Origin of the sequence: Streptomyces triticagri, from assembly GCF_003429565.1 — a bacterium.
GTDB lineage: Bacteria > Actinomycetota > Actinomycetes > Streptomycetales > Streptomycetaceae > Streptomyces > Streptomyces triticagri.
This window is the reverse complement of sequence record NZ_QUAK01000010.1, coordinates 19,788-38,937: the sequence shown is the minus strand read 5'-3', so window position 1 is coordinate 38,937 and position 19,150 is coordinate 19,788. Positions and strand designations below refer to the sequence as shown.

Annotated in this window: 20 protein-coding genes; 12 read left to right on the top strand and 8 right to left on the bottom strand. The window is 71.4% G+C overall.

Going from position 1 to position 19,150, the window contains the following annotated elements; all coding sequences use genetic code 11:
* Positions 1 to 194 precede the first annotated feature (194 nt).
* The 5 genes from DY218_RS01435 to DY218_RS01410 all read left to right on the top strand — a co-directional run bounded on the left by DY218_RS01435 (position 195) and on the right by DY218_RS01410 (position 6,416).
* A complete protein-coding gene (locus DY218_RS01435; RefSeq protein ID WP_128554013.1) occupies positions 195 to 518 on the top strand; it encodes a hypothetical protein in 324 nt (107 codons plus the stop codon).
* Between the two features lie 816 nt (positions 519 to 1,334).
* Complete coding sequence (locus DY218_RS01425) at positions 1,335 to 2,234, top strand: ABC transporter ATP-binding protein (RefSeq protein WP_233521293.1); 900 nt, start codon at positions 1,335 to 1,337, stop codon at positions 2,232 to 2,234.
* A gap of 6 nt (positions 2,235 to 2,240) precedes the next feature.
* Positions 2,241 to 3,215, top strand: a complete 975-nt coding sequence (locus tag DY218_RS01420) for an iron-siderophore ABC transporter substrate-binding protein (RefSeq protein WP_128554010.1) — start codon at positions 2,241 to 2,243, stop codon at positions 3,213 to 3,215.
* Complete coding sequence (locus DY218_RS01415) at positions 3,212 to 5,332, top strand: iron ABC transporter permease (RefSeq protein WP_128554009.1); 2,121 nt, start codon at positions 3,212 to 3,214, stop codon at positions 5,330 to 5,332. The genes DY218_RS01420 and DY218_RS01415 overlap by 4 nt, the downstream gene beginning before the upstream one ends.
* Positions 5,333 to 5,762: 430 nt before the next feature.
* Positions 5,763 to 6,416, top strand: coding sequence for a LuxR C-terminal-related transcriptional regulator (locus DY218_RS01410; protein ID WP_158573952.1), 654 nt, complete (start codon positions 5,763 to 5,765; stop codon positions 6,414 to 6,416).
* Here the strand turns inward: DY218_RS01410 and DY218_RS01405 are convergent.
* The 5 genes from DY218_RS01405 to DY218_RS34105 form a co-directional block, all read right to left on the bottom strand.
* Positions 6,413 to 7,543 (bottom strand): acyltransferase family protein, encoded by a 1,131-nt coding sequence (locus DY218_RS01405; protein ID WP_128554007.1) that lies wholly within the window; start codon positions 7,541 to 7,543, stop codon positions 6,413 to 6,415. The genes DY218_RS01410 and DY218_RS01405 overlap by 4 nt on opposite strands.
* 102 nt (positions 7,544 to 7,645) lie before the next feature.
* Complete coding sequence (locus tag DY218_RS01400; protein ID WP_199566583.1) at positions 7,646 to 8,767, bottom strand: C45 family autoproteolytic acyltransferase/hydolase; 1,122 nt, start codon at positions 8,765 to 8,767, stop codon at positions 7,646 to 7,648.
* 140 nt (positions 8,768 to 8,907) lie between these two features.
* Positions 8,908 to 9,456, bottom strand: a complete 549-nt coding sequence (locus DY218_RS01395; RefSeq protein ID WP_325051947.1) for a potassium channel family protein — start codon at positions 9,454 to 9,456, stop codon at positions 8,908 to 8,910.
* 62 nt (positions 9,457 to 9,518) lie between these two features.
* Positions 9,519 to 10,742, bottom strand: coding sequence for a glycosyltransferase family 2 protein (locus tag DY218_RS01385; protein WP_233521290.1), 1,224 nt, complete (start codon positions 10,740 to 10,742; stop codon positions 9,519 to 9,521).
* Positions 10,729 to 10,950: a hypothetical protein gene (locus tag DY218_RS34105; protein ID WP_158573950.1), complete on the bottom strand. Its 222-nt coding sequence runs from the start codon at positions 10,948 to 10,950 to the stop codon at positions 10,729 to 10,731. The genes DY218_RS01385 and DY218_RS34105 overlap by 14 nt, the downstream gene beginning before the upstream one ends.
* A gap of 333 nt (positions 10,951 to 11,283) precedes the next feature.
* Between DY218_RS34105 and DY218_RS01375 the strand changes: the two genes are divergently transcribed.
* Positions 11,284 to 11,880 (top strand): rhodanese-like domain-containing protein, encoded by a 597-nt coding sequence (locus tag DY218_RS01375; RefSeq protein WP_128554005.1) that lies wholly within the window; start codon positions 11,284 to 11,286, stop codon positions 11,878 to 11,880.
* 30 nt (positions 11,881 to 11,910) lie between these two features.
* Here the strand turns inward: DY218_RS01375 and DY218_RS01370 are convergent, their stop codons facing one another.
* Entirely contained in the window at positions 11,911 to 12,270 is a 360-nt protein-coding gene (locus DY218_RS01370; RefSeq protein ID WP_199566582.1) for an ArsR/SmtB family transcription factor, read from the bottom strand.
* 81 nt (positions 12,271 to 12,351) lie between these two features.
* On the opposite strand from DY218_RS01370, the gene DY218_RS01365 reads away from it, so the two are divergent.
* The 5 genes from DY218_RS01365 (at position 12,352) to DY218_RS01350 (ending at position 16,543) form a co-directional block, all read left to right on the top strand.
* Positions 12,352 to 13,386 carry a cation diffusion facilitator family transporter gene (locus DY218_RS01365; RefSeq protein WP_233521289.1) on the top strand — a complete coding sequence of 345 codons (1,035 nt, stop codon included), beginning with the start codon at positions 12,352 to 12,354 and terminating at the stop codon, positions 13,384 to 13,386.
* A 244-nt stretch (positions 13,387 to 13,630) separates the two neighbouring features.
* Positions 13,631 to 14,806: a hypothetical protein gene (locus DY218_RS01360; protein WP_128554003.1), complete on the top strand. Its 1,176-nt coding sequence runs from the start codon at positions 13,631 to 13,633 to the stop codon at positions 14,804 to 14,806.
* A complete protein-coding gene (locus DY218_RS01355) occupies positions 14,799 to 15,449 on the top strand; it encodes a class F sortase (RefSeq protein ID WP_128554002.1) in 651 nt (216 codons plus the stop codon). The genes DY218_RS01360 and DY218_RS01355 overlap by 8 nt, the downstream gene beginning before the upstream one ends.
* A gap of 372 nt (positions 15,450 to 15,821) precedes the next feature.
* Positions 15,822 to 15,977, top strand: a complete 156-nt coding sequence (locus tag DY218_RS34100; protein WP_158573948.1) for a hypothetical protein — start codon at positions 15,822 to 15,824, stop codon at positions 15,975 to 15,977.
* Between the two features lie 2 nt (positions 15,978 to 15,979).
* Positions 15,980 to 16,543, top strand: coding sequence for a DUF4352 domain-containing protein (locus tag DY218_RS01350; RefSeq protein WP_128554001.1), 564 nt, complete (start codon positions 15,980 to 15,982; stop codon positions 16,541 to 16,543).
* 257 nt (positions 16,544 to 16,800) lie between these two features.
* Here DY218_RS01350 and DY218_RS01345 read toward each other — a convergent pair whose 3' ends face one another.
* Entirely contained in the window at positions 16,801 to 17,208 is a 408-nt protein-coding gene (locus DY218_RS01345; RefSeq protein WP_128554000.1) for a RidA family protein, read from the bottom strand.
* A gap of 80 nt (positions 17,209 to 17,288) precedes the next feature.
* On the opposite strand from DY218_RS01345, the gene DY218_RS01340 reads away from it, so the two are divergent.
* Positions 17,289 to 17,939, top strand: a complete 651-nt coding sequence (locus tag DY218_RS01340; protein WP_199566581.1) for a TetR/AcrR family transcriptional regulator — start codon at positions 17,289 to 17,291, stop codon at positions 17,937 to 17,939.
* Here the strand turns inward: DY218_RS01340 and DY218_RS01335 are convergent, their stop codons facing one another.
* Positions 17,940 to 19,124, bottom strand: a complete 1,185-nt coding sequence (locus DY218_RS01335) for an alpha-hydroxy-acid oxidizing protein (RefSeq protein ID WP_128553998.1) — start codon at positions 19,122 to 19,124, stop codon at positions 17,940 to 17,942.
* Positions 19,125 to 19,150: the final 26 nt, after the last annotated feature.

Genomic DNA, 19,150 nt, shown 5'->3' with positions numbered 1-19,150 from the left:
CGAGGAGACCCCCACGGTGACCCCCGACGACCCGCTGCGCGCCGCCGCCCGAGCGCGCCTACCAGGGCCTCGGCCCCGACCTGGCCCGGCTGTACCGGCGCTGCGCCCTGTGGCCCTGGCCCGCCCTGCGCCCCGGCCCCGCGGCCGCCGCCGCCGAGCTCTCCGAGGACGAAGCGGTCCTGGGGCTCGGTGAGTTGGCCGAGCGCGGCCTGCTCGAGGGCGACACGGTCTCCGGGTACCGCCACCCCGGGTCGCTGCGCGAGCACGCCGAGCAGGCCGCCTTCCGTGAGGACGGCCTGGCCGGCTGCAAGAAGGCGCTGGAGCGGACCGTGCACTGGTACGCCCGCCTGGTGGTGGCCGCGGGCACCGCCGCCCTGCCGGAGGCCTGGCGGCTGCACGTCGAGGAGCAGGCGGAGCCCGGCCGTTACGCGGATCCGGGCGAGGCGATGGCCGCCCTGGACGCCGAGTTCGACGGCGCCGTCCAGGCCGTGCTCGCGGCCGCGAGCAGCCGGTCGTAGCAGGGGTCACCCGCGAGGACCGCCGTGTGAGCCGCCTGCGGGCAGGCGGTGCGCAGACGGGCGAGCTGCTCGGGGTGGGAGAGCACCATGACGTCCGCGACCGGACGCCCGTCGGCGAGCAGCCACTCCTCCGACATCCCGAAGACCCCGGCTCCCGGCTCCCGGCTCCCGGCTCCCGGCTCCCGGCTCCCGGCTCCCGGCTCGCCAGCTTCTTATTGTAGCCAACTCCGTGGGACAATACGGCCAAATCCCCTGAAATATAAGGGAGTTGACCGCCGAAGCTGGCCGAGATCGCGAGGTCGACGGGGGTGGCCAGGGCCTGCTCCCAGGGCAGCACCGGAATCCCGAGTTCGTGCAGGAGTTCCGCCGTACCGGACCGGAAGGGCGAGGACCCGGTGCAGGTGGCGAGCAGCTGCACCCGCAGGTCGTCGCGGAACAGCGGCAGCACGTCGAGCAGCCGGGTCGCCGAGGTCACGTTGTGCACCACCAGGAGCACCCGCCGGCACCGGCCGCGTGCGGCCCATCGCTCCGCCTCGGCCCCCACCGGCACCCGTAGCCAGTCCTTCTCCTGCTGCGGCACTTGCGCCCCCTCTCCCGCGCCGCGATGCTACCGGCGGGACGGAGCCCGGGGGGTGCCCCAGGGGCCGCTGAAGTGCTGATATGCCGGGGGCGGATTCCGGAGAACCCTAAGGTTAGGCTAACCTCAGCGCCGTGAAGGTGAGCGACCTCGACCGAGAAGACGTCCCGCAGCGCCGGCGTGCGCAGCCCGCGGAGGGCACCGCCGGCCCGGCGGGCACTGCCCCGCCGGGCACCGGCCTGGACGCGGCCGCGGTCACCGTCGCCTACGACGGGACCGATGTGGTGCACGGCGCCGATCTGCGCCTCCCGCGCGGCAAGGTCACCGCCCTGATCGGCCCGAACGGCAGCGGCAAGTCCACGCTGCTGCGCGCCGTCGCCCGGCTGCACCGCGCCCGCACCGGCAGCGTCACCGTCCCTCGCCGGTCGGCAGCCGACGCCTCGACATCCGGCGCCTCGACACCCGGCGCCCCCGAGAGCAACGGCCACAAGGACACCGGCCGCACCGAGCACGACGACTCCGGACACCTCGACGCCCTCAGCCTGACCCGCAACGAGTTCGCCCGCCGCATCACCATGCTCGCCCAGAGCCGCACCGCACCCTCCGGACTCAGCGTCCGCGACGTGGTCGCCTTCGGCCGGCACCCCTACCGCCACCGCTTCCGCGGCACCGACCCCGACGGCCCCCGCGTCGTCGAGCACGCGCTCGCCGTCACCGATGTCACCGGCTTCGCCGACCGCGGCGTCGAGCAGCTCTCCGGCGGCCAGTTGCAGCGCGTCTGGCTCGCCTGCTGCCTCGCCCAGGACACCGACGTGCTGCTCCTGGACGAGCCCACCAACCACCTGGATCTGCGCTATCAGGTCGAGATCCTCGACCTGATCCGCGACCTCGCCGACACCCACGGCGTCACGGTCGGAGTCGTCCTGCACGACCTCGACCAGGCGGCCGCGGTGGCGGACCAGGTCGTCCTGCTCGCCGAGGGCCGCGTGAGCGCCGCCGGCACCCCGGCCGAGGTGTACGAGTCCGAGCGGCTCACCGACACCTACGGCATCCGTATCGAGGTCGAGAGCGACCCCGCTACGGGCATACCCCGAACCCGTGCGGTGGGCCGACACCACCTCCGCCTCGAAAGGTCCTGAACCCTCATGACGTCCAAGCTCCGGGCCTGGCCCGTGTTCGCCGCGGTCGCGGCCGTCGCCCTGGCCGGCTGCGGCACCACCGAATCGCCGAAGGAGGAGTCCAAGGGCGACTCCTCGCTGACGGTGACCGACTCGCGCGGCAAGAAGGTCGAGCTCGACGGGCCCGCCAAGCGCGTCGTCGCCACCGAGTGGAACGAGGTCGAGTCCCTGGTGACGCTCGGCGTCGACCCGGTGGGCGTCGCCGACGTCAAGGGCTACACGGCGTGGGACACCGCCGCCCCGCTGAAGAACAAGCCGACCGACATAGGCACCCGCGGCGAGCCCAGCGTCGACACCGTCGCCAAGCTCAAGCCGGACGTCATCCTCGCCAGCAGCGATCTGTCCGACGCCGCGGTCTCCCAACTGTCCAAGGCCGCACCGGTGATCGTCACCAAGTCGGCGGACGCCACCCGGCAGATCGACCGCATGAAGGACAACCTCGAGCTGATCGCCAAGGCCACCGGCACCGAGGACAAGGCCACCAGCGAGATCGAGGCCTTCGACAAGAAGCTCGCCGACGGCCGCAAGAAGCTGAAGGACGCCGGGCTCGAGGGCGAGCAGGTCGCGGTCGCCGACGGCTGGAAGGAGGGCAATCAGGTCTCGGTGCGCCCCTTCGTCAAGGGCTCCCTGCTCACCGACGTCAACACCGAACTCGGCCTGAAGAGCCCGTGGAAGGTCAAGGGCGACAAGGCGTACGGCCTCGGCGCGACGGATGTCGAGGGCCTCACCAAGGTCGGCGACGCCCAGTTCGTCTACATCGCCAACGCCAGTGACGGCGGCGACCCGTTCGCCGACGGCCTGAAGGACAACGCGGTCTGGAAGTCCCTGCCGTTCGTCAAGAACGACAAGGTGCACCGACTGCCCGACGGCATCTGGATGTTCGGCGCCACCGCCTCCATGACCCAGTACGTCGACGCGCTCGTGGGCGCCCTCACCAAGTGAGCGTGACCGCACCCGCGACGAAGACCGCGCCGGCCGGCGACCCCGCCGAGGGGGAGCCGGCCGGCGCGGCCACGCGTCGCCGGAACACCCGCCGCACCGCACTGTGCGCGGCCGCGGCCGCCTGCGCCGTGCTCGTCCTCGCCGCCGTGCACGTCAGCCAGGGCACCGCCGCACTCGATCTGCCCACCGTCTGGCGGGCGTTCAGCAGCCTGTGGTCGGACAGCAGCGGCAGCCAGGCGGACGCCGTACTGATCTCGTCGCGGCTGCCGCGGCTCGCCGCGGGCCTGGTCGTCGGCTGTGCGCTGGGCGCGTCCGGCGCCGCCCTGCAGTCGGTGTCGCGCAATGTCCTCGCCTCGCCCGACACCCTCGCGGTCAACGCCGGCGCGTACTTCGCCGTCGTCGCGGTCGCCGCCTTCGGCCTCACGCTGCCCGCCTTCCTGGCCGGCGGCACCGCCTTCGTCGGCGGGCTCGCCGCAGCGGCGGTGGTCCTCGGCGTCTCCCGCGCGGGCGCCGGACCGATCCGGCTCGTCCTCGCGGGCTCGGCGCTCACCCTGGCCCTGATGAGCCTCAGCGAGATGCTGCTCATCCTGCGCGAACAGCAGACGACCGGCCTCTACGCCTGGGGCAAGGGCACGCTCGCCCAGATCGGCATGGAGTACGTCGCCAAGCTCACGCCGGTCGCGCTGCTCGCCCTGATCGGCCTCGTACTGCTCGGCAGGCGGCTCGACATCCTGGCGCTCGGTGACGACGGTGCCGCGGTCGTCGGCGTCAGCCCGCGCATCACCCGTGCCATCGCGGTGGTGCTCGCGGTGCTGCTCGCCGCGGTCTCCGTGACCATCGCGGGGCCGGTCGGCTTCGTGGGCCTGTGTGCGCCGGCGATCACCCGGTTCGTGGGCGCGCGGGTGCCCGGGCTGCTCAAGCACCGGATGTTCGTACCGGCTTCGGCGGTGACCGGTGTCCTCGTGGTGCTCGGGGCGGACGTGCTGCTGCGCGCGGCGTTCGGCGCGCAGGCCAGTACGGCCGTACCGACCGGCATCGTCACCAGCTTCTTCGGCGCCGCCGTCCTGGTCGTGCTCGCGTACCGCTCCAAGGACGCCGGCAAGGCCGACCTGGCGACGGCGTTCGCCAGGCTCCGCAGCCGCCGTGCCTTCGTCGTCACCCTGGTCGTGGTGACCGTGGGCCTGCTTGCCGCGGTCGTCGCCGCGGTCCTGCTCGGCGACGCCCGACTGCTCCTCGGCGACGTGTTCAACTGGCTCGGCGGCCGGTCCGGCGACTACGTCTCGTACGTCCTCGACACCCGGGTGCCGAGGGTCGCGGCCGCACTGCTCGCCGGCGCCGCGCTCGCCGTGGCGGGCGCGGTGGTGCAGGCGGTGTCCCGCAACCCGCTGGCCGAACCGGCCATCCTCGGGGTGGTCGGCGGTGCCGGAGTCGGCGCGATCGTCATCATCACCGCCGTGCCGCTCGCGAGCTTCTGGTTCATCGGCGGCTCGGCACTCGCGGGCGCCGCGGCGGCCGCGGCCCTGGTCTTCGGACTCGCCGCCCGCCGCGGCCTCGAGCAGAACGTCCTGGTCCTGATCGGCATCGGTGTCTCGGCCGGCACCATGGCCGTGGTCAGCCTCCTGATCGTGCTCACCGACCCGCACAACGCGACCAAGGCCCTGGTGTGGATGTCGGGTTCGACGTACGGGCGTACGTTCCCCGAGGTGCTGCCCGTCCTGCTGACCCTGATCGTCACCCTGCCGGTGCTGTTCGCGATGCGCCGGGAGCTCGATCTGATCGGCCTGGACGCGGACACCCCGAGGCTGCTCGGCGTACGGCCCGCGGCGACCCGGCTCGTACTGCTGAGCATCGCCGTGCTGCTGACCGCCGCCGCGGTGGCCGCGGTCGGCGTGATCGGGTTCGTCGGCCTGGTGGCCCCGCACGCGTCCCGCGCCCTGGTGGGGCAGCGGAACGCACGGGTGGTGCCGGTGGCGGCGCTGCTCGGCGCCCTCCTCGTGGTCCTCGCGGACACCGTCGGACGGACCGTCATCGCGCCCGCACAGATCCCGGTCGGCATCATCACGGCGATCATCGGTGCCCCGTACTTCGGCTGGCTGCTCTGGCGGTCGAAGGCCTGAGCGGCATCGTGGTGAAGTCCTGCCGAGAATCAGATGTCCGGATCGGTGAGTTCCCGTGTACCGAAGGAAATATGGCTCGAAGATGACCTGCTGGGCGGCTTGATATCGCCGCCTCCGAAGGAAATTCGCGGCCGGTGCCGCACGCCCGAGTGGCCGTGCATTTATGCAGGTGAGGGATATTCACCCGGCGGGAAGCGGCGAAAATCAGGTGTCGACTTCTCGTGTGATGCCGCGTCAATAGGCCCCCGGGCCTGGGTCCTTGGGCCCACAAAGAGGAATGGACTGGGCCTGGGCCCAAATACTGCACCGAACCGCCGATTGGCGGAATTCCGCTGCTAGCGTTTCCCGGGCGGTGAATCGATCTGCGATGCGTTCGGCAATCGCAGTCCCGACACCGCGAGTCATCGAAGCGTGTGGTGAGGGGGAGACGATGGGAGTAGTCATCGTTGACGGTCATCCGTGTGTGCGGCTGGCGCTGAGCGCACTCGTCACCGAGGGGACCGGCATCACGGTCCTGGGTGAGGTGGCGGATGCGGACGAAGCCCTGCGCGAGTCCCGCAGGACCCGGGCGGGCCTCGTCATCACGGAGCTGTCCAACGGCGAGCCCGGTTTCGACGCGGACTTCCTGCGCCGGCTCAAGGCACTCCCGCAGTCCCCACGGGTCCTCGTCTTCTCCGGGGCGACCGCACCGTCCGACGTGATCGCCGCACTGTCCGCCGGCGCGGACAGCTTCGTGCACAAGAGCACCTCCTGCGGGCGCCTGGTCGACGCCATCAGCAAGACCCACCGCGGCGAACGCGTGGTCTGGCTGCGCGAGCAGGAGACACCGCAGCCGTCCGCGCCGGGCGACCTCTCCCGCGCGCCCGACCTCACCGGCCGGGAGAACGAGGTCCTCGCGCTGCTCCTGCGCCGCTACTCCAACGAGGAGATAGCCGAGCAGCTGGTGCTCGCCCACCAGACCGTCAAGAACCACGTCAGCAGCGTCTTCCGCAAACTGGGCGTGGGCAACCGGCGCGAACTGCTGCGCGGCACCCCGCCACGGACCGTCCCCACCCCCGGCATCCCGCAGCTGGAGACGGCCTAACTCCTGTCCACGGCCCGGGACTTGCCGGGTTCCGGGACCCGGCCGGTATCGGACAGCCCCCTGTCCGTATCGGCCGGCACCAGACCCTTCGGGAAGCGCGGCTCGACCACGGGCCGCAGCACCCGGCGCACCGGCGTACTGGACAGCACCACGGTCAGCGCGAAGCCGAACAGCGCGAGCAGCACCGCCGCGGTCGCCCCGAGCCGGCCCAGGTCCTCGTAGACCCCGTACGCCTTGCCCGCCTGTACGAGCAGGCCGTGCACCAGGAACGGGAACATGGTCACCGCACCGAGCGCCGTGAAGGTGGTCCTGCGGGCGGGCACCAGCGCGAAGAACGCCACGATCAGCGCCCCGGACAGCGCGAAGAGCCCGAGCCGGATCGCCAGATAGACGAGCGAACCGGTGTGCAGCTCGGTGTGATCGGCCTTCATGTAGAGCCAGTTGGCGTTGATCCGCGGCGCGAGCAGATACGCACCGCCCAGCGCGGCGAGCAGCACGACCGGGGCGCACTGCCGCATCGCGCGGGTCCGCAGCCGCCGGAAGTGCTCGGGCCGCAGCTGCATGCCGAGCACGAACCACGGCAGGAACATCAGCACCCGGGGCAGCGCCAGCTGATAGCCGATCCCGGTCAGTCCGGCGGCGAGCGAGATCAGCACGGACACGGCGACCGGATACCGCACGGCCCGCCACACCGGCGCGGTGATCCGCCACAGGAACAGCGCCATCAGGAACCAGAGCAGATACGTCGGCTGAGCGGGCATCAGCGTGAAGTCGTCCCCGGAGACCAGGACGTAGAGCGCCTTGTAGGCGACCGTGAAGAGCAGATACGGCACCAGGACCCGGGAGATCAGGGCCCGGATCTGCGGCCCCGTGCCGGTGAAGCCCCGCGAGAAGAGCCCGCACAGCAGGATGAACGCGGGCATGTGGAAGAGGTACACCACCGTGTAGGCGGCCTTCACGGTGTCCATGTCCCGGACCAGCTGCGCCCAGTTGTGCCCGACCACCACCAGCACGACGAGCAGGAACTTGGCGTTGTCGAAGAACGGGTCGCGGTCCGGGCGCGGTGGCGGCGGCCGGCCGGGGGTGTCGGTGTTCCGGTCGGGGGAGAGGGTCGTGGACGGTGTCACCGAGGGGCCCGCTTCCTGTGGGTCTTGATCCTTTCCCCTGGTGAACGAGCGCGATCCGTACGGGTTGCCCGCGCGGCGCCGTACGAGTGCTGCGCCGGGCGGCTACGCCCGCAGCGTCCGCCAGACTCGGGTCTCCGCCTCCACCGGCGTCCCGTCGAGCACCCGCGCGGTGCGTGTCCGCGGATCGAGGACGACCGTGGCGAGGCTCGCCCAGCGCTGCCCCTCGGGCAGGTTCATATCGGGTACGCAGGTAAGCGCCGCCTCGCCCGCGCCGCTCCGCAGGAAGGCGACGAGGTCGTCGGGGGCGGTCGGCGCGGGCGACTCGGCCAGGCGCCAGCGGAGCAGTTCGTGGCGCTCACCGGAATCCGGCTGGTAGAGCCACGTCTTCTCCCGGGCCGCGGGTGTCGGGCTGAGGAAGTGGTTGGTCCGGACGAGCGCGCCGCCCTCCGGTGCCACGGCGAACACGCCGTCCGGACTGATGTCGAGCAGCACCGCCTCGGCCACACCGGACCCGTCGTGGCCGCCCGCCGCATCGAAGAGCGCGAACGACCCCGACGAGGCGACCGGCGCCGCACGGACGATCTCCAGCGCCTCCGCGACACTGCCGGCCTCCTGCAGCACCACGGCAGCGAGCACGTGCATCGGTACGCCGCCGACACCGTCCGCCCGGTGCCCCAGGATGTTGAAGTGCAGTGCCAGACCTGCGCTGTTGACCCCGATCTTGGCCAGGATGCCGTGCTCGGTGAGGCCGGCCACGTCGTGGGCGGCGCCACGGGACTCGAGCGTGTGCCAGTACGGAGTGAGCTCGACGTGCCAGTCCCAGGTCTGCACGCCGAAGGTGCGCGCCGCGCCCGCCTCCTCGATGCGCCGGACCAGCGTCGAGCACTCGCCGGGCGGCACGGTGCTGCTGCGGGCCAGGATCTCGGTGCGGGCGTTCAGCGCCGCGATCTGCAGCACGTCCGTGCCGGCGCCCTGCGCGATGCCCTCGATCTCGGCCCGTGCCGCGGGCCGGAAGGCGTCGACGGCGTCGAGGGCGTGCGCGGCGTCCTCGCGGACCTGCGCGGCGCCGATCCCGCCGAGCCGGAACAGCCGGTCGTACGCGGCGATGCCGCCGGGCAGCACCTCGCGCAGCCGCTCCCCGCGGGCCAGCCCGCGCGCGAACGCGTCGGCCGAGGCGACGGAGACGTGCAGGCGGTGGTCCGGGCGCTCGATGGAGCTGGTCACGGTGATCCTTCGCGGTGTCGGCCGGGGCGATGCCGCCACGGGTTCCACCGCGCGGCGAGGCTATTGGTCGTACGCTCAATAGTGCCGATTGAAGCGACCGCACCACGCCACGTCAAGCAGCCGGTCCCCCTCGGCTCTCCTCAGCCGTCCCCGGCCCCGTCCCGCGGCGTCCGGCGGCCGCGCCGCATCAGCCGGAGCTGGATGTGCCGGGTCAGAGCGGTGGCCGCGGCGGTCAGGAAGACCAGGCTGTAGACGATCTGGAGCACGGTGACCAGACGGGCCGACTGCCCGGTCGGACTGACGTCGCCGTAACCGATCGTGGCGAGGGTGACCAGCGTGAAGTACAGCGCGTCCACCCGGGTGTCCAGACCGGAGAACTCCCCCTGGTGCTGGGCCAGTACGTAGTACGAGGACGCGAACAGCAGCACCGTGAAGCACATCAGCCCGGCGAGGATCCACGCCGGTGCGGTGCCCGCCCGGTGGTTCGCCGCGTACGGGATCTGGATCAGCAGCCCGGCGGCGACGACGGCCAGACCGGCCCCGAAGACCGTCCAGCTGACCGCCGGACGGTGCGGGCCGAAGGAGTGCAGCGGCAGCAGGAAGTACGCCGTCACCGTGATCGCCGTCCAGATCCCGAGCAGGGCGGGCCGGCGCCGTGCCGGTACCTGCTTGTCCGTACGGCCGCTCACCGGCCAAGTCTCACCCGGCAACCCGGCACCCGCACGCCCGAGCCGGCGGTGCGGAGGCAGCACTACGCCGAACTGCGCGGCAGGTCCCACACGACGCGGCGCTTGCGCGGGCCACCGAGCAGGCCCCTGGTCTGGGTGGCGATGGCGGCCAGTGCGTTGATCGTCCAGTACGCCAGCGGATAGATCGGCAGCAACAGGCAGGCGTACGGCAGACGGGGGTCGAGGCGGCGCTCGACGATCACCGCGACGGCGATCTGCAGCACCGCGACGACCGCGATGCCGACACCCCAGGCGATCATCCAGCGGAACTTGGTGTCCCCGGGATGCGTGATCCAGTGGACGACGCCCCACACGGTGGCGATGAGCATCGTCAGCACCCAGACGTAGGAGAGCAGCGCCTCGAGCGCGATCGGCCACAGCGACCAGTGCCGGGGACGGAACACCGTACGGGCGTGGGTGCGCAGCACCTCGCCCTGACCCAGCGCCCAGCGGGTGCGCTGCGCCCAGATGCCCCGCACGGTCTCCGGGACCTGCATGCCGACCAGCGCGTGCGGCTCGAAACCGGTCAGATGTCCGGCCTCGAGGAGCCGCCAGGTCAGTTCGATGTCCTCGGTGGCCATCCGCGGGTCGTAGCCGCCGACTTCGAGTACCGCGTCACGGCGGAAGAGCCCGAGGACCCCGGCGACCGTGCCGACCCGCCCGGCCAGCGCGTGCGTGCGGCGCATCAGGCCGATCAGGGAGGCCGACTCCAGCATCTGCATCGCGGTGATGACATTGCCCCGGTTGGTCACCCGCGGGCTGCCCGCCACGGCCGCGTAGCGCGGTGACCTGCTGATGGCGGCGGCCAGCTGCTTGACGGCGGCCGGATGCAGATGGGTGTCCGCGTCCGTGACCAGGACCAGATCGTGGCGGGCGCGCCGCATGCCGTCGTTGAGCCGGTCGGCCTTGCCCAGATTGACCCCGTCGTCGAGCACGGTGACCCGGGGGTCGTCGCCCGCCGCGGTGCGGGCGACGGAGACCGTGGCATCGGCCGATCCGTCGTTCAGGATCAGGATCTCCAGTTCGGGGTAGTCCACGCGGCGCAGTGCCCCGACGCAGTGGGCGATGACCTGTTCCTCGTTGTACGCCGGGACCAGGACCGTCACTCCCGGCCAGCCGCCGTCCGGCACGACGAGCTCGGAGCGCTCCGCCAGGATCCGGAACAGCACCCCGCCCACCATCCAGGCCGCTCCGGTCACCACCGGATAGAACGCCAGGAACCAGAGCAGCGCGTCAAGGAAGCTCATGACGCTCCTCCCGCCGGCGCAGCACCGTCGCTCCGCACAGACAGACACCGAACACCGCCCAGGAGAGCACCACGGCCGTCAGCAGGCGCAACAGGATGTGACTGTGTCCGAGCAGGACGACCGCCAGCACACCGGCCGCGATCCAGACCAGCGCACCGAACGTGAACGCGAACACCTTGCCGCGCTGCGAGGCAGGACGGGCGGGCACGAACGCGACGCCGCCCCGCGGCCCCAGCTGCCCTCCCTGCTGTCCCTGGCCTCCCTGCTCTCCTTGCCCTCCCTGCTGTCGTCGGCGCTGTCGCCGCCCTTGCTCCGACGCATCCATGGCTGCACCTCACCGCCCGGGCTGCCTCACTCGCCTGTCCGCAACCTCATGCTCCGCCCTGTCCCCGCCACGCGCGCGGCGGCACCGCACCTGCCGGCCCGCATGCCCGCCGAGTACCGGCGCCGTGACACCGTGGACACGTTCCAGAGCCGTGCCGTCCGCCGGCAGCCCGCCCGCAGGAAAACCGCCCGCCCGCTCGCAGGAAAGGAGTGCTCCATGAGCACCCCCACCCCCGACTCCGCCGCCACCCCCGGCCTCGCCTCCGTCCGCCCCGCCGAGGCCGCCGGACGGCTGCACGCCTACACCGTCATCGACGTACGCACCCCCGGCGAGTACGCAGCCGGCCATCTGCCCGGCGCCCACAACATCCCGCTCGACCACCTGCACACCGCCCTGCCGGCGCTCAAGGCCGCCGCGGCGCGCGGTGACCTGCTGATGGTCTGCGCTTCCGGCGGCCGCTCCACCACCGCCTGCGAGCAGCTCACCGCCGCCGACGTCCCCGCCACGACGCTCACCGGCGGCACCACCGCGTGGGCAGCCGAGGGCCACCCCGTCGAGCGCGAAGAGGGCGCCAGGACCGGGTGGGCCATGGAACGCCAGGTGCGCCTCGCCGCCGGTTCGCTCGTCGTCGCCGGCCTCGCGCTCGGCACCCGCCACCGGCGCGCCCGCTGGCTGTCCGCCGCCATCGGCAGCGGCCTGATCTTCTCCGCCGTCACCGACACCTGCGGCATGGCCGCCGTACTCGCCAAGCTCCCGCACAACCAGCCCCGCCCCACCGACCTCGAGGCGACCCTCCGCGCCCTCGACCGGTAGCCGCGACGGTTCACCGGTAGCCGCGACGCTTCAGTCGTGCGCGGGCCGGTCGGTGAGTTTGTGGTCGGCCAGGTTCAGCGCCTCGTCCACGACCCGGCGCAGATGCCCGTCCGTCATGGCGTAGACGACGCGCCGGCCCTCCTTGCGGGTGCTGACCAGTCCGCTGAGCCGCAGGCGGGCCAAGTGCTGGCTGACGGCGGGCCGTTGGGCCCCGCACGCCTCGGTGAGCGTGGTCACGTCCGCCTCGCCGTGCGCGAGGGTGTGCAGGAGGGTCAGCCGGGTGCGGTCGCCGAGCAGCGCGAGGATCTCGGCGGCCAGGGCGAACTGTTCCTCGCCCGGGGTGTGCGGGTGCGCATCCTGTGCAGCTGATAGGTGCAAGCGTGCGTTCATACGCACATAATGAGGGTGGCGCCGCCCCGTGTGCAACGGCGGCCGCCTCGTCCTGCCCGCACCCAGCCGCCGGAGGAACGAGTGAGCCACGACCACGGTCACCGACATCACCATGTACGCGGCGGGCGCCTGGCACGCCTGCGGCACCGGGTCGGGCATCTGCTCGCGCCGCATGCGCACGACACGTCCGACAAGCTGGACGCGGCGATGGAATCGTCGGCCCGCGGGATACGCGCGCTGTGGGTCTCGCTGGCCGTCCTCGGTGCCACCGCCCTCGTACAGGCGGCGATCGTCGTCGTCTCCGGGTCGGTGGCGCTGCTCGGCGACACCGTGCACAACGTCGCCGACGCACTCACCGCCGTCCCGCTCGGCATCGCCTTCGTCCTCGGCCGCCGCGCCCCCAACCGCCGTTTCACCTACGGCTACGGCCGGGCCGAGGACCTGGCAGGCATCGTCATCGTCGCGACGATCGCGGCCTCGGCCGGCTTCACCGCCTGGACGGCGATCGACCGGCTGCTGAATCCGCGGGAGGTGGACCATCTGTGGGTGGTGGCCGCCGCCGCGGTCGCCGGGTTCATCGGCAACGAGTGGGTGGCCCGCTACCGCATCCGGATCGGACGGGAGATCGGCTCGGCCGCGCTGGTCGCCGACGGCCTGCACGCCCGCACCGACGGCTATACCTCGCTCGCCGTACTCCTCGGTGCGGGCGGATCCGCTCTGGGCCTGCAGCTCGCCGACCCGGTGATCGGACTGCTGATCACGGTGGCGATTCTGCTGGTGCTGCGCAGCGCGGCCCGCGAGGTCTTCCACCGCGTGATGGACGCCGTCGACCCTGCTCTCGTCGACTCCGCCGAAGCCGCGCTGCGTACGGTGCCGGGAGTCCGCGAGGTCGGACAGCTGCGCATGCGCTGGGTCGGCCACCGCCTCCGTGCCGAGGCGGCCATCGTCATCGACGGCTCCCAGAGCGTACGGTCCGGACACGCCGTCGCGGTCGAGGCCGAACACGCCCTCCTCCACGCCGTCCCCCGACTGACCGCCGCCGTCATCCACACCGACACCCCACCCCACCCGAGCACCCACGACCCCCACGCACCCCTGTCCCACCACCACGCCTGACTCCTGCCTCGCCCCGTCTTTATGCGAGCCCTACGCAGATCGCAGGACCAAAGGCCCTAATCCTCGGGTAAAGGGACGCCCAAGTGTTCGGGAAAGGGTGCTGGTGAGGGCCGGGAAGAGGGCTTCGGGACCTTTGGGTGCCGGTCGGAATGCGGCAGGAAAGGGTGAAACCGAAGTCACATGATGAACCTCTTGAACGGTGCACCGGGGAACAAATCGCCCGGTCCTGCAAGGAGGTTCACCCATGCGCAAGGCTCTCACCGTCTCGGCGATCGCCGTGGCCACCTCGATGGCACTCGCCGTTCCGGCGACCGCGTTCGCAGCGGACGCCACGCCGTCGCCCGGCGCGACCGCTCCGGCGTCCGACAAGGCCCGGGCCGACGTCTCGATCACGTCCTCGTCGAAGGACGAGACCGGCTACAAGGCGGGCGAGAAGGTCACGTTCCAGGTCACCACGGAGGGTGCGGCCGAGGTGTCGGCCGTATCGGACGCCCTCACCGGGATATCGGTCACCTCGCAGGACACCACCACCTACACCGGCACGGGCACCGTGAAGGACGACTACGGCACCGGCACCGCCGAGCTCACCGTCACCGTCGACTACCCGGACACCGGCGCCCGGACCACTGCCACCTTCCCGGTGAACACGGGCGAATCCCCGAAGCCCACGCCCGACCCGGCCGAGCCCTCGCTCTCCCTGTCCACCGACGGCGGCAAGGCCGGCGACAAGGTGGCCGTGACCGTGCGGGACGCCGGCTCGGACTCGGTCGCCACGGTCCGCTCCGACGCCTTCGGCGGCACCGTGAAGCTGGAGCGCGACCCGCAGCACGAGGGCACCTGGCACGGCACCGCGACCGTCGCGGACACCGCCGAATCGGGCTCCTACCGGGTGGATGCGCTGCTCGACGGCAAGGTCGTCGACTCCGCGAAGTTCGGCGTACAGGGCAGCGACAAGCCGGCGCCGCAGCCCACCCCGGGCAAGTCCACGCTCGCCGTGAACCCGGGCGGCGGCAGGACCGGCGACAGGATCGCGGTCACCGTGGACGCCCCGTCCATCAACCCGAGCAGCAAGATCTCCGCCGACTCCCGGGCCTTCGGCGGCAAGGTCGCCCTCTCCCCGGGCAAGGACGGCAAGTGGCACGGCACCGCGACCGTGGCGAAGGTCAAGAACGGCGACTACAAGGTCACCACCGGCACCGGAGCCGACCCGGTCACCTTCACCGTGACCTCGAAGAGCCACGTCAAGCCGCTCGACCCCTCGGACCACAAGACCCCGAAGGGCTCCGTCAACACCGGTATGGCACCCGCCTCGCACGATCAGCAAGGCCTCAACGCGGCCGCCGTCGTGGGCTTCGTGGCCCTGGGTACCGGCTCCCTCGCCGGCGCCGGTCTGCTGCGTGGAGGCCGCCGCCATGGCTGAGGCACGCACCCGCCGCACCTCCGCGGCGGCCCTCGCGGTGACGGCGGCGCTGTCCGTCGCCGTCACCACGGGCTGCTCGTCCGCGCACCCGGACCGCTCGGCATCCGCGGAAGAGTCGGCGGCCTCCGTCCAGCGGGCCGCGCACCTCGCACCGGTGGCGGCACTGCGGCCCTCGGTCCCCGACCACATCACGATCCCCTCCATCCACGTCGACGCGCACCTGGACTCCGTCGGCCTCGACGGCGACGGCGTCATGCAGACGCCGCCGTACGACAGGCCGATGGAGGCGAGTTGGTACCAGGAGGGCCCGACCCCGGGCGAGAAAGGCGCGGCGGCGATCGCCGGCCACATGGACACCCCCGAGGTCCCGGAGGCCGTCTTCCACAACCTCGAGGACCTGAAGAAGAACCAGGAGATCGACATACGCCGCGAGGACGGCACGACGGCCGTCTTCGCGGTCGACTCGGTCGAGACGTACGCGAAGTCCGCCTTCCCGACCCGGAAGGTCTACGGGAAGACCGACAAGGCCGAACTCCGCCTCATCACCTGCGGAGGCCACCTCACCAAGGACCGCCACTGGGACTCGAACGTGGTGGTGTTCGCCCACCTGACAGGGAAGGAGACGGTCAAGCCACCTCGCTGACGGTCCGCGCGGGGGCCGCCGCACGGTCGTGGCGGATCGGCGTGGTGGCTCCCCGCCCACGCGGCCCTGTTGTGCCGCCGCCGGGCGCTGCGCGCGTCGGTGCGCCGAAGGTCCCGAGGAATTGGTGACCGAGGACCTTCGTCGATCTGCGAGTGGCGCTCGTAGCTCCGCCTTGTGGATGCAAGCCAGCAGAGAACCGCCGCTTCGATCAGGCATCTGGCAGCAGTCCACGGGGAGTGGTCCAACAGCAAACGGCAGAAGTGAGGCAAGTCCCCACTTCCCGACATCACCGGACACTTTCGTTCAACGCGCAACCACGCGGCTTGGTCACACGCCATCCTCATCATCTTCACAATCCTCTGGGGGGACACCGTGAGCCATGCCCCGTACCAACCACCCACCTCCGGCCCGCACTTCGGGCCGCCCGCCATGCCGCCGCCGCGCATGTACCGCACCACCATCGCGAAGATCGTCGCCGCCACGCACACGGCACTGCTCGACAACGGCCACCTGCAGATCGGGAAGTGACCATGCGCACCAAGACCCTCACCGCCCTTGCCGTCCCCGCCGTGCTCGCCGTGGCGCTCCTCACCGGCTGCAGCGCCGGCAGTGACATCACCACCAAGCCCGAGAAGCCCGCCGGTACCGCCGAGAAGGCGAAGGACAAGAAGCCCGCCGTGGCGAAGGTCGGCGACACCATCGCACTCAAGGGCATGGAGGACGGCAGCAAGCTGGACGTCACCGTGACGAAGGTGGTCGACAACGCCAAGGCGGCCGACGAGTTCACCGAACCGCAGTCCGGCAACAGGTTCTACGGCGTCCAGTTCAAGCTCACGAACACGGGCAGCAAGGCGTACGACGACAGCCCCTCCAACGGCGTGAAGGTCGCCGACGCCGAAGGGCAGCAGTTCGACGCCACGATCGCCGACATCACCGCCGGCCCGTCGATGGCGGCCGGCGTGAAGCTCAGCCCCGGCGCGAAGGGCCTCGGCTGGATCGTGTTCGAGGTCCCGACCGGCTCGAAGATCACAACCGTTCAGTTCGCGATGGACTCCGGGTTCTCCGACCAGACCGGAGAGTGGAAAGCCGGCTGACCGCTGGACCGGCCCCGCCGCGTACCCTTCGCGGCGGGGTGTCGCCCTTACTGCTCGCGTCGGCCCAGCGCTCCGTGCGGAGCAACTGCCGGTCCGTGCCTACGCGAAAACCGAGGTCTTCATCGAAGCGCCGCCGGTCAGCATTCCCCGTGCGCACGCCAAGGCGTGATCAGTGGAGACAGCGGACGGCAGTGGCCCTCCGCGGCGTGTGAATCCTGGTGGTCGGGCCGCCTCGGGACCGGCCGAGAGCCTCACGACTATTCGACGACCGCGGTGGCCTCGACCTCGATCAGGAGGTCCGGTTCCCCCAGCGCCGCGACGCCCAGCAGGGTGATCGGCTTGACCGGGTCGACGCCCAGTTTCGCTGCCGCCCGGCCCACACCCTCACCCAGCAGCGGCATCTTCTCGGGACTCCAGTCGACGACGTAGACGGTCAGCTTCGCCACGTCGTCGAAGGAGGCGCCGATCGCGGCCAGAGCGGTGGCGATGTTGAGATAGCACTGCTCGACCTGAGCGGCGAGGTCCCCTTGGCCCACGGGCCGGCCGTCGGCGTCGCGGGCGACCTGTCCCGCGAGGAACACCAGCTTCGATCCGCTGGCGACCGACAGCTGTCGGTAGACCTCGGGCTTCGGCAGTCCTTCGGGATTGAGCAGCGTCACAGACATGAACGGCCTCTTCCTCGTGGCATACGGAGCGGCAAGATCGGCACTCATCAAAGCATAGCGATGCTATGTATTGTGAGGCCATGGCAAGAACGAGAGATCCAGCGGTCCGCCGCCTGCTCCTCGAACGGGCCGCCCAGATGCTGCGGACACGGCAACCGGTCACACTGCGCACCCTGGTCGCCGGAACCGGCGTGTCAACGATGGCCGTCTACACCTACTTCGGCGGCATGGACGGCCTCTGGAAGGCACTGCGACAGGAAGGGTTCACCCGCCTGGCCACCCGACTTGCAGCCGTCAAGAGGTCGGCGGACCCGGTACGAGACCTCGCCGCGCTGGGCGCTGCCTACCTGGCCAACGCCCTGGAGAACCCTGACCTTTACCGCGTCATGTTCGACGCGGGCTTCGACCTCGAAGACACCGGCGCCGCCGACGAAACCCTGCACCGTCTCGTCCAGGTCATCGAACGAGCCAAGGCGGAAGGCCGCTTCCACGACGAGGTCGACCCGCTGGAACTGGCAACACAGAGCTGGGCCATCGGCCACGGACTCGCGTCCCTCGTCGCCACAGGCCCTCTGCCGCACCAGGCGCTGGCTCACGGCGCACCCATGCTGACCGCACTGTTCACCGGCGCAGGAGACGAACCGGCCCGATGCCGCCGATCGGTTGAGCACGGCTGGGGCCGGGCGGCTCCAGCCCGGCCCACCTCTCATGATCGGAAAGGCGCCCCCTAGCTAGGCGGAAGCCGCACCGTCCCAGCCTCGGACGAGCACGTCCGGGTTGAGATCCGCAATGGTGGCGTAGCCGTTGAGGCCCATGGTCAGGTCTGCTTCGGCGAGCAGGCAGGAGAGGACGAACTCGATTCCGGCCCGGCCTCCGATCGCGGCGCCGTAGCCGTAGGGGCGGCCGATGCCGACGGCGGTGGCACCAAGGGCGAGTGCCTTGACGATGTCAGGGCCTGAGCGAACGCCGGAGTCGAAGATGACCGGCATGGTGCCTGCGGCCTCGACGACCGCCGGCAGCAGGTCGAGGGCGGGGGCGGTGGCGGCCTGCCGGCCGCCGTGGTTGGAGCAGTAGATGGCATCGACGCCACCGTCACGGGCGCGGCGTACGTCGTCGGGATGGCAGATGCCCTTGAGCAGGAGCGGCAGGTCGGTGAGGCCGCGCAGCCAGGCGAGGTCGTCCCAGGTCAGGGTGGGATTGCCGAAGGTCGTCGTCCAGTGGATGGTTGCGGCGCCCGGATCCTCCTCGGGCGGAGCGGCGAGCCGTGAGCGGAAGACCGGGTCGCTGAAGTAGTTGGCCAGGCAGTGGCCGCGCAACTGTGGGAATGTCGCGTGCTGCAGGTCGCGGGGCCGGTAGCCCAGGGTCCAGGTGTCGAGGGTGACCACGATGCCGCTGAAGCCGGCGGCCTCGGCGCGGCGCACGAGACTTTCTGCGAGGTCGCGGTCGTCGGGTGTGTAGAGCTGAAAGAACCCGGGAGTGTCGCCGAGTGCGGCGGCGACGTCCTCCAGCGGGTCCTGCATCAGGGTCGAGGCCACCATCGGCACGCCGGAGGCCGCCGAGGCGGCGGCGGTTGCGAGGTCGCCGTGCTCGTCGTCGGTCATCACGCCGATGACGCCGATCGGTGACATCAGCAGCGGGGTGGGGAGACGGTGGCCGAACAGCTCGACCGACAGGTCGCGTTCGGCCGCGCCGGCGAGCATCCGCGGCACGATCCCCCACTGCTCGAAGGCGGTGACGTTGGCGCGCTGGGTGTGCTCGTCGCCGGCCCCGCCCGCGACGTAGTCGAACAGTCGGTGTTCCAGCTTCTCCCGCGCAGCCGCTTCCAGGCCCGCGAAGGTCACGGGGTACGGCGGCGGGTTGTCACCCCCGCGCCCCGCGAGGTAGAGCCCGATGTTGAAGTCGGCGTAGTCGGCCATGTCAGTCTCCTGCTCCTGCGGTCGGT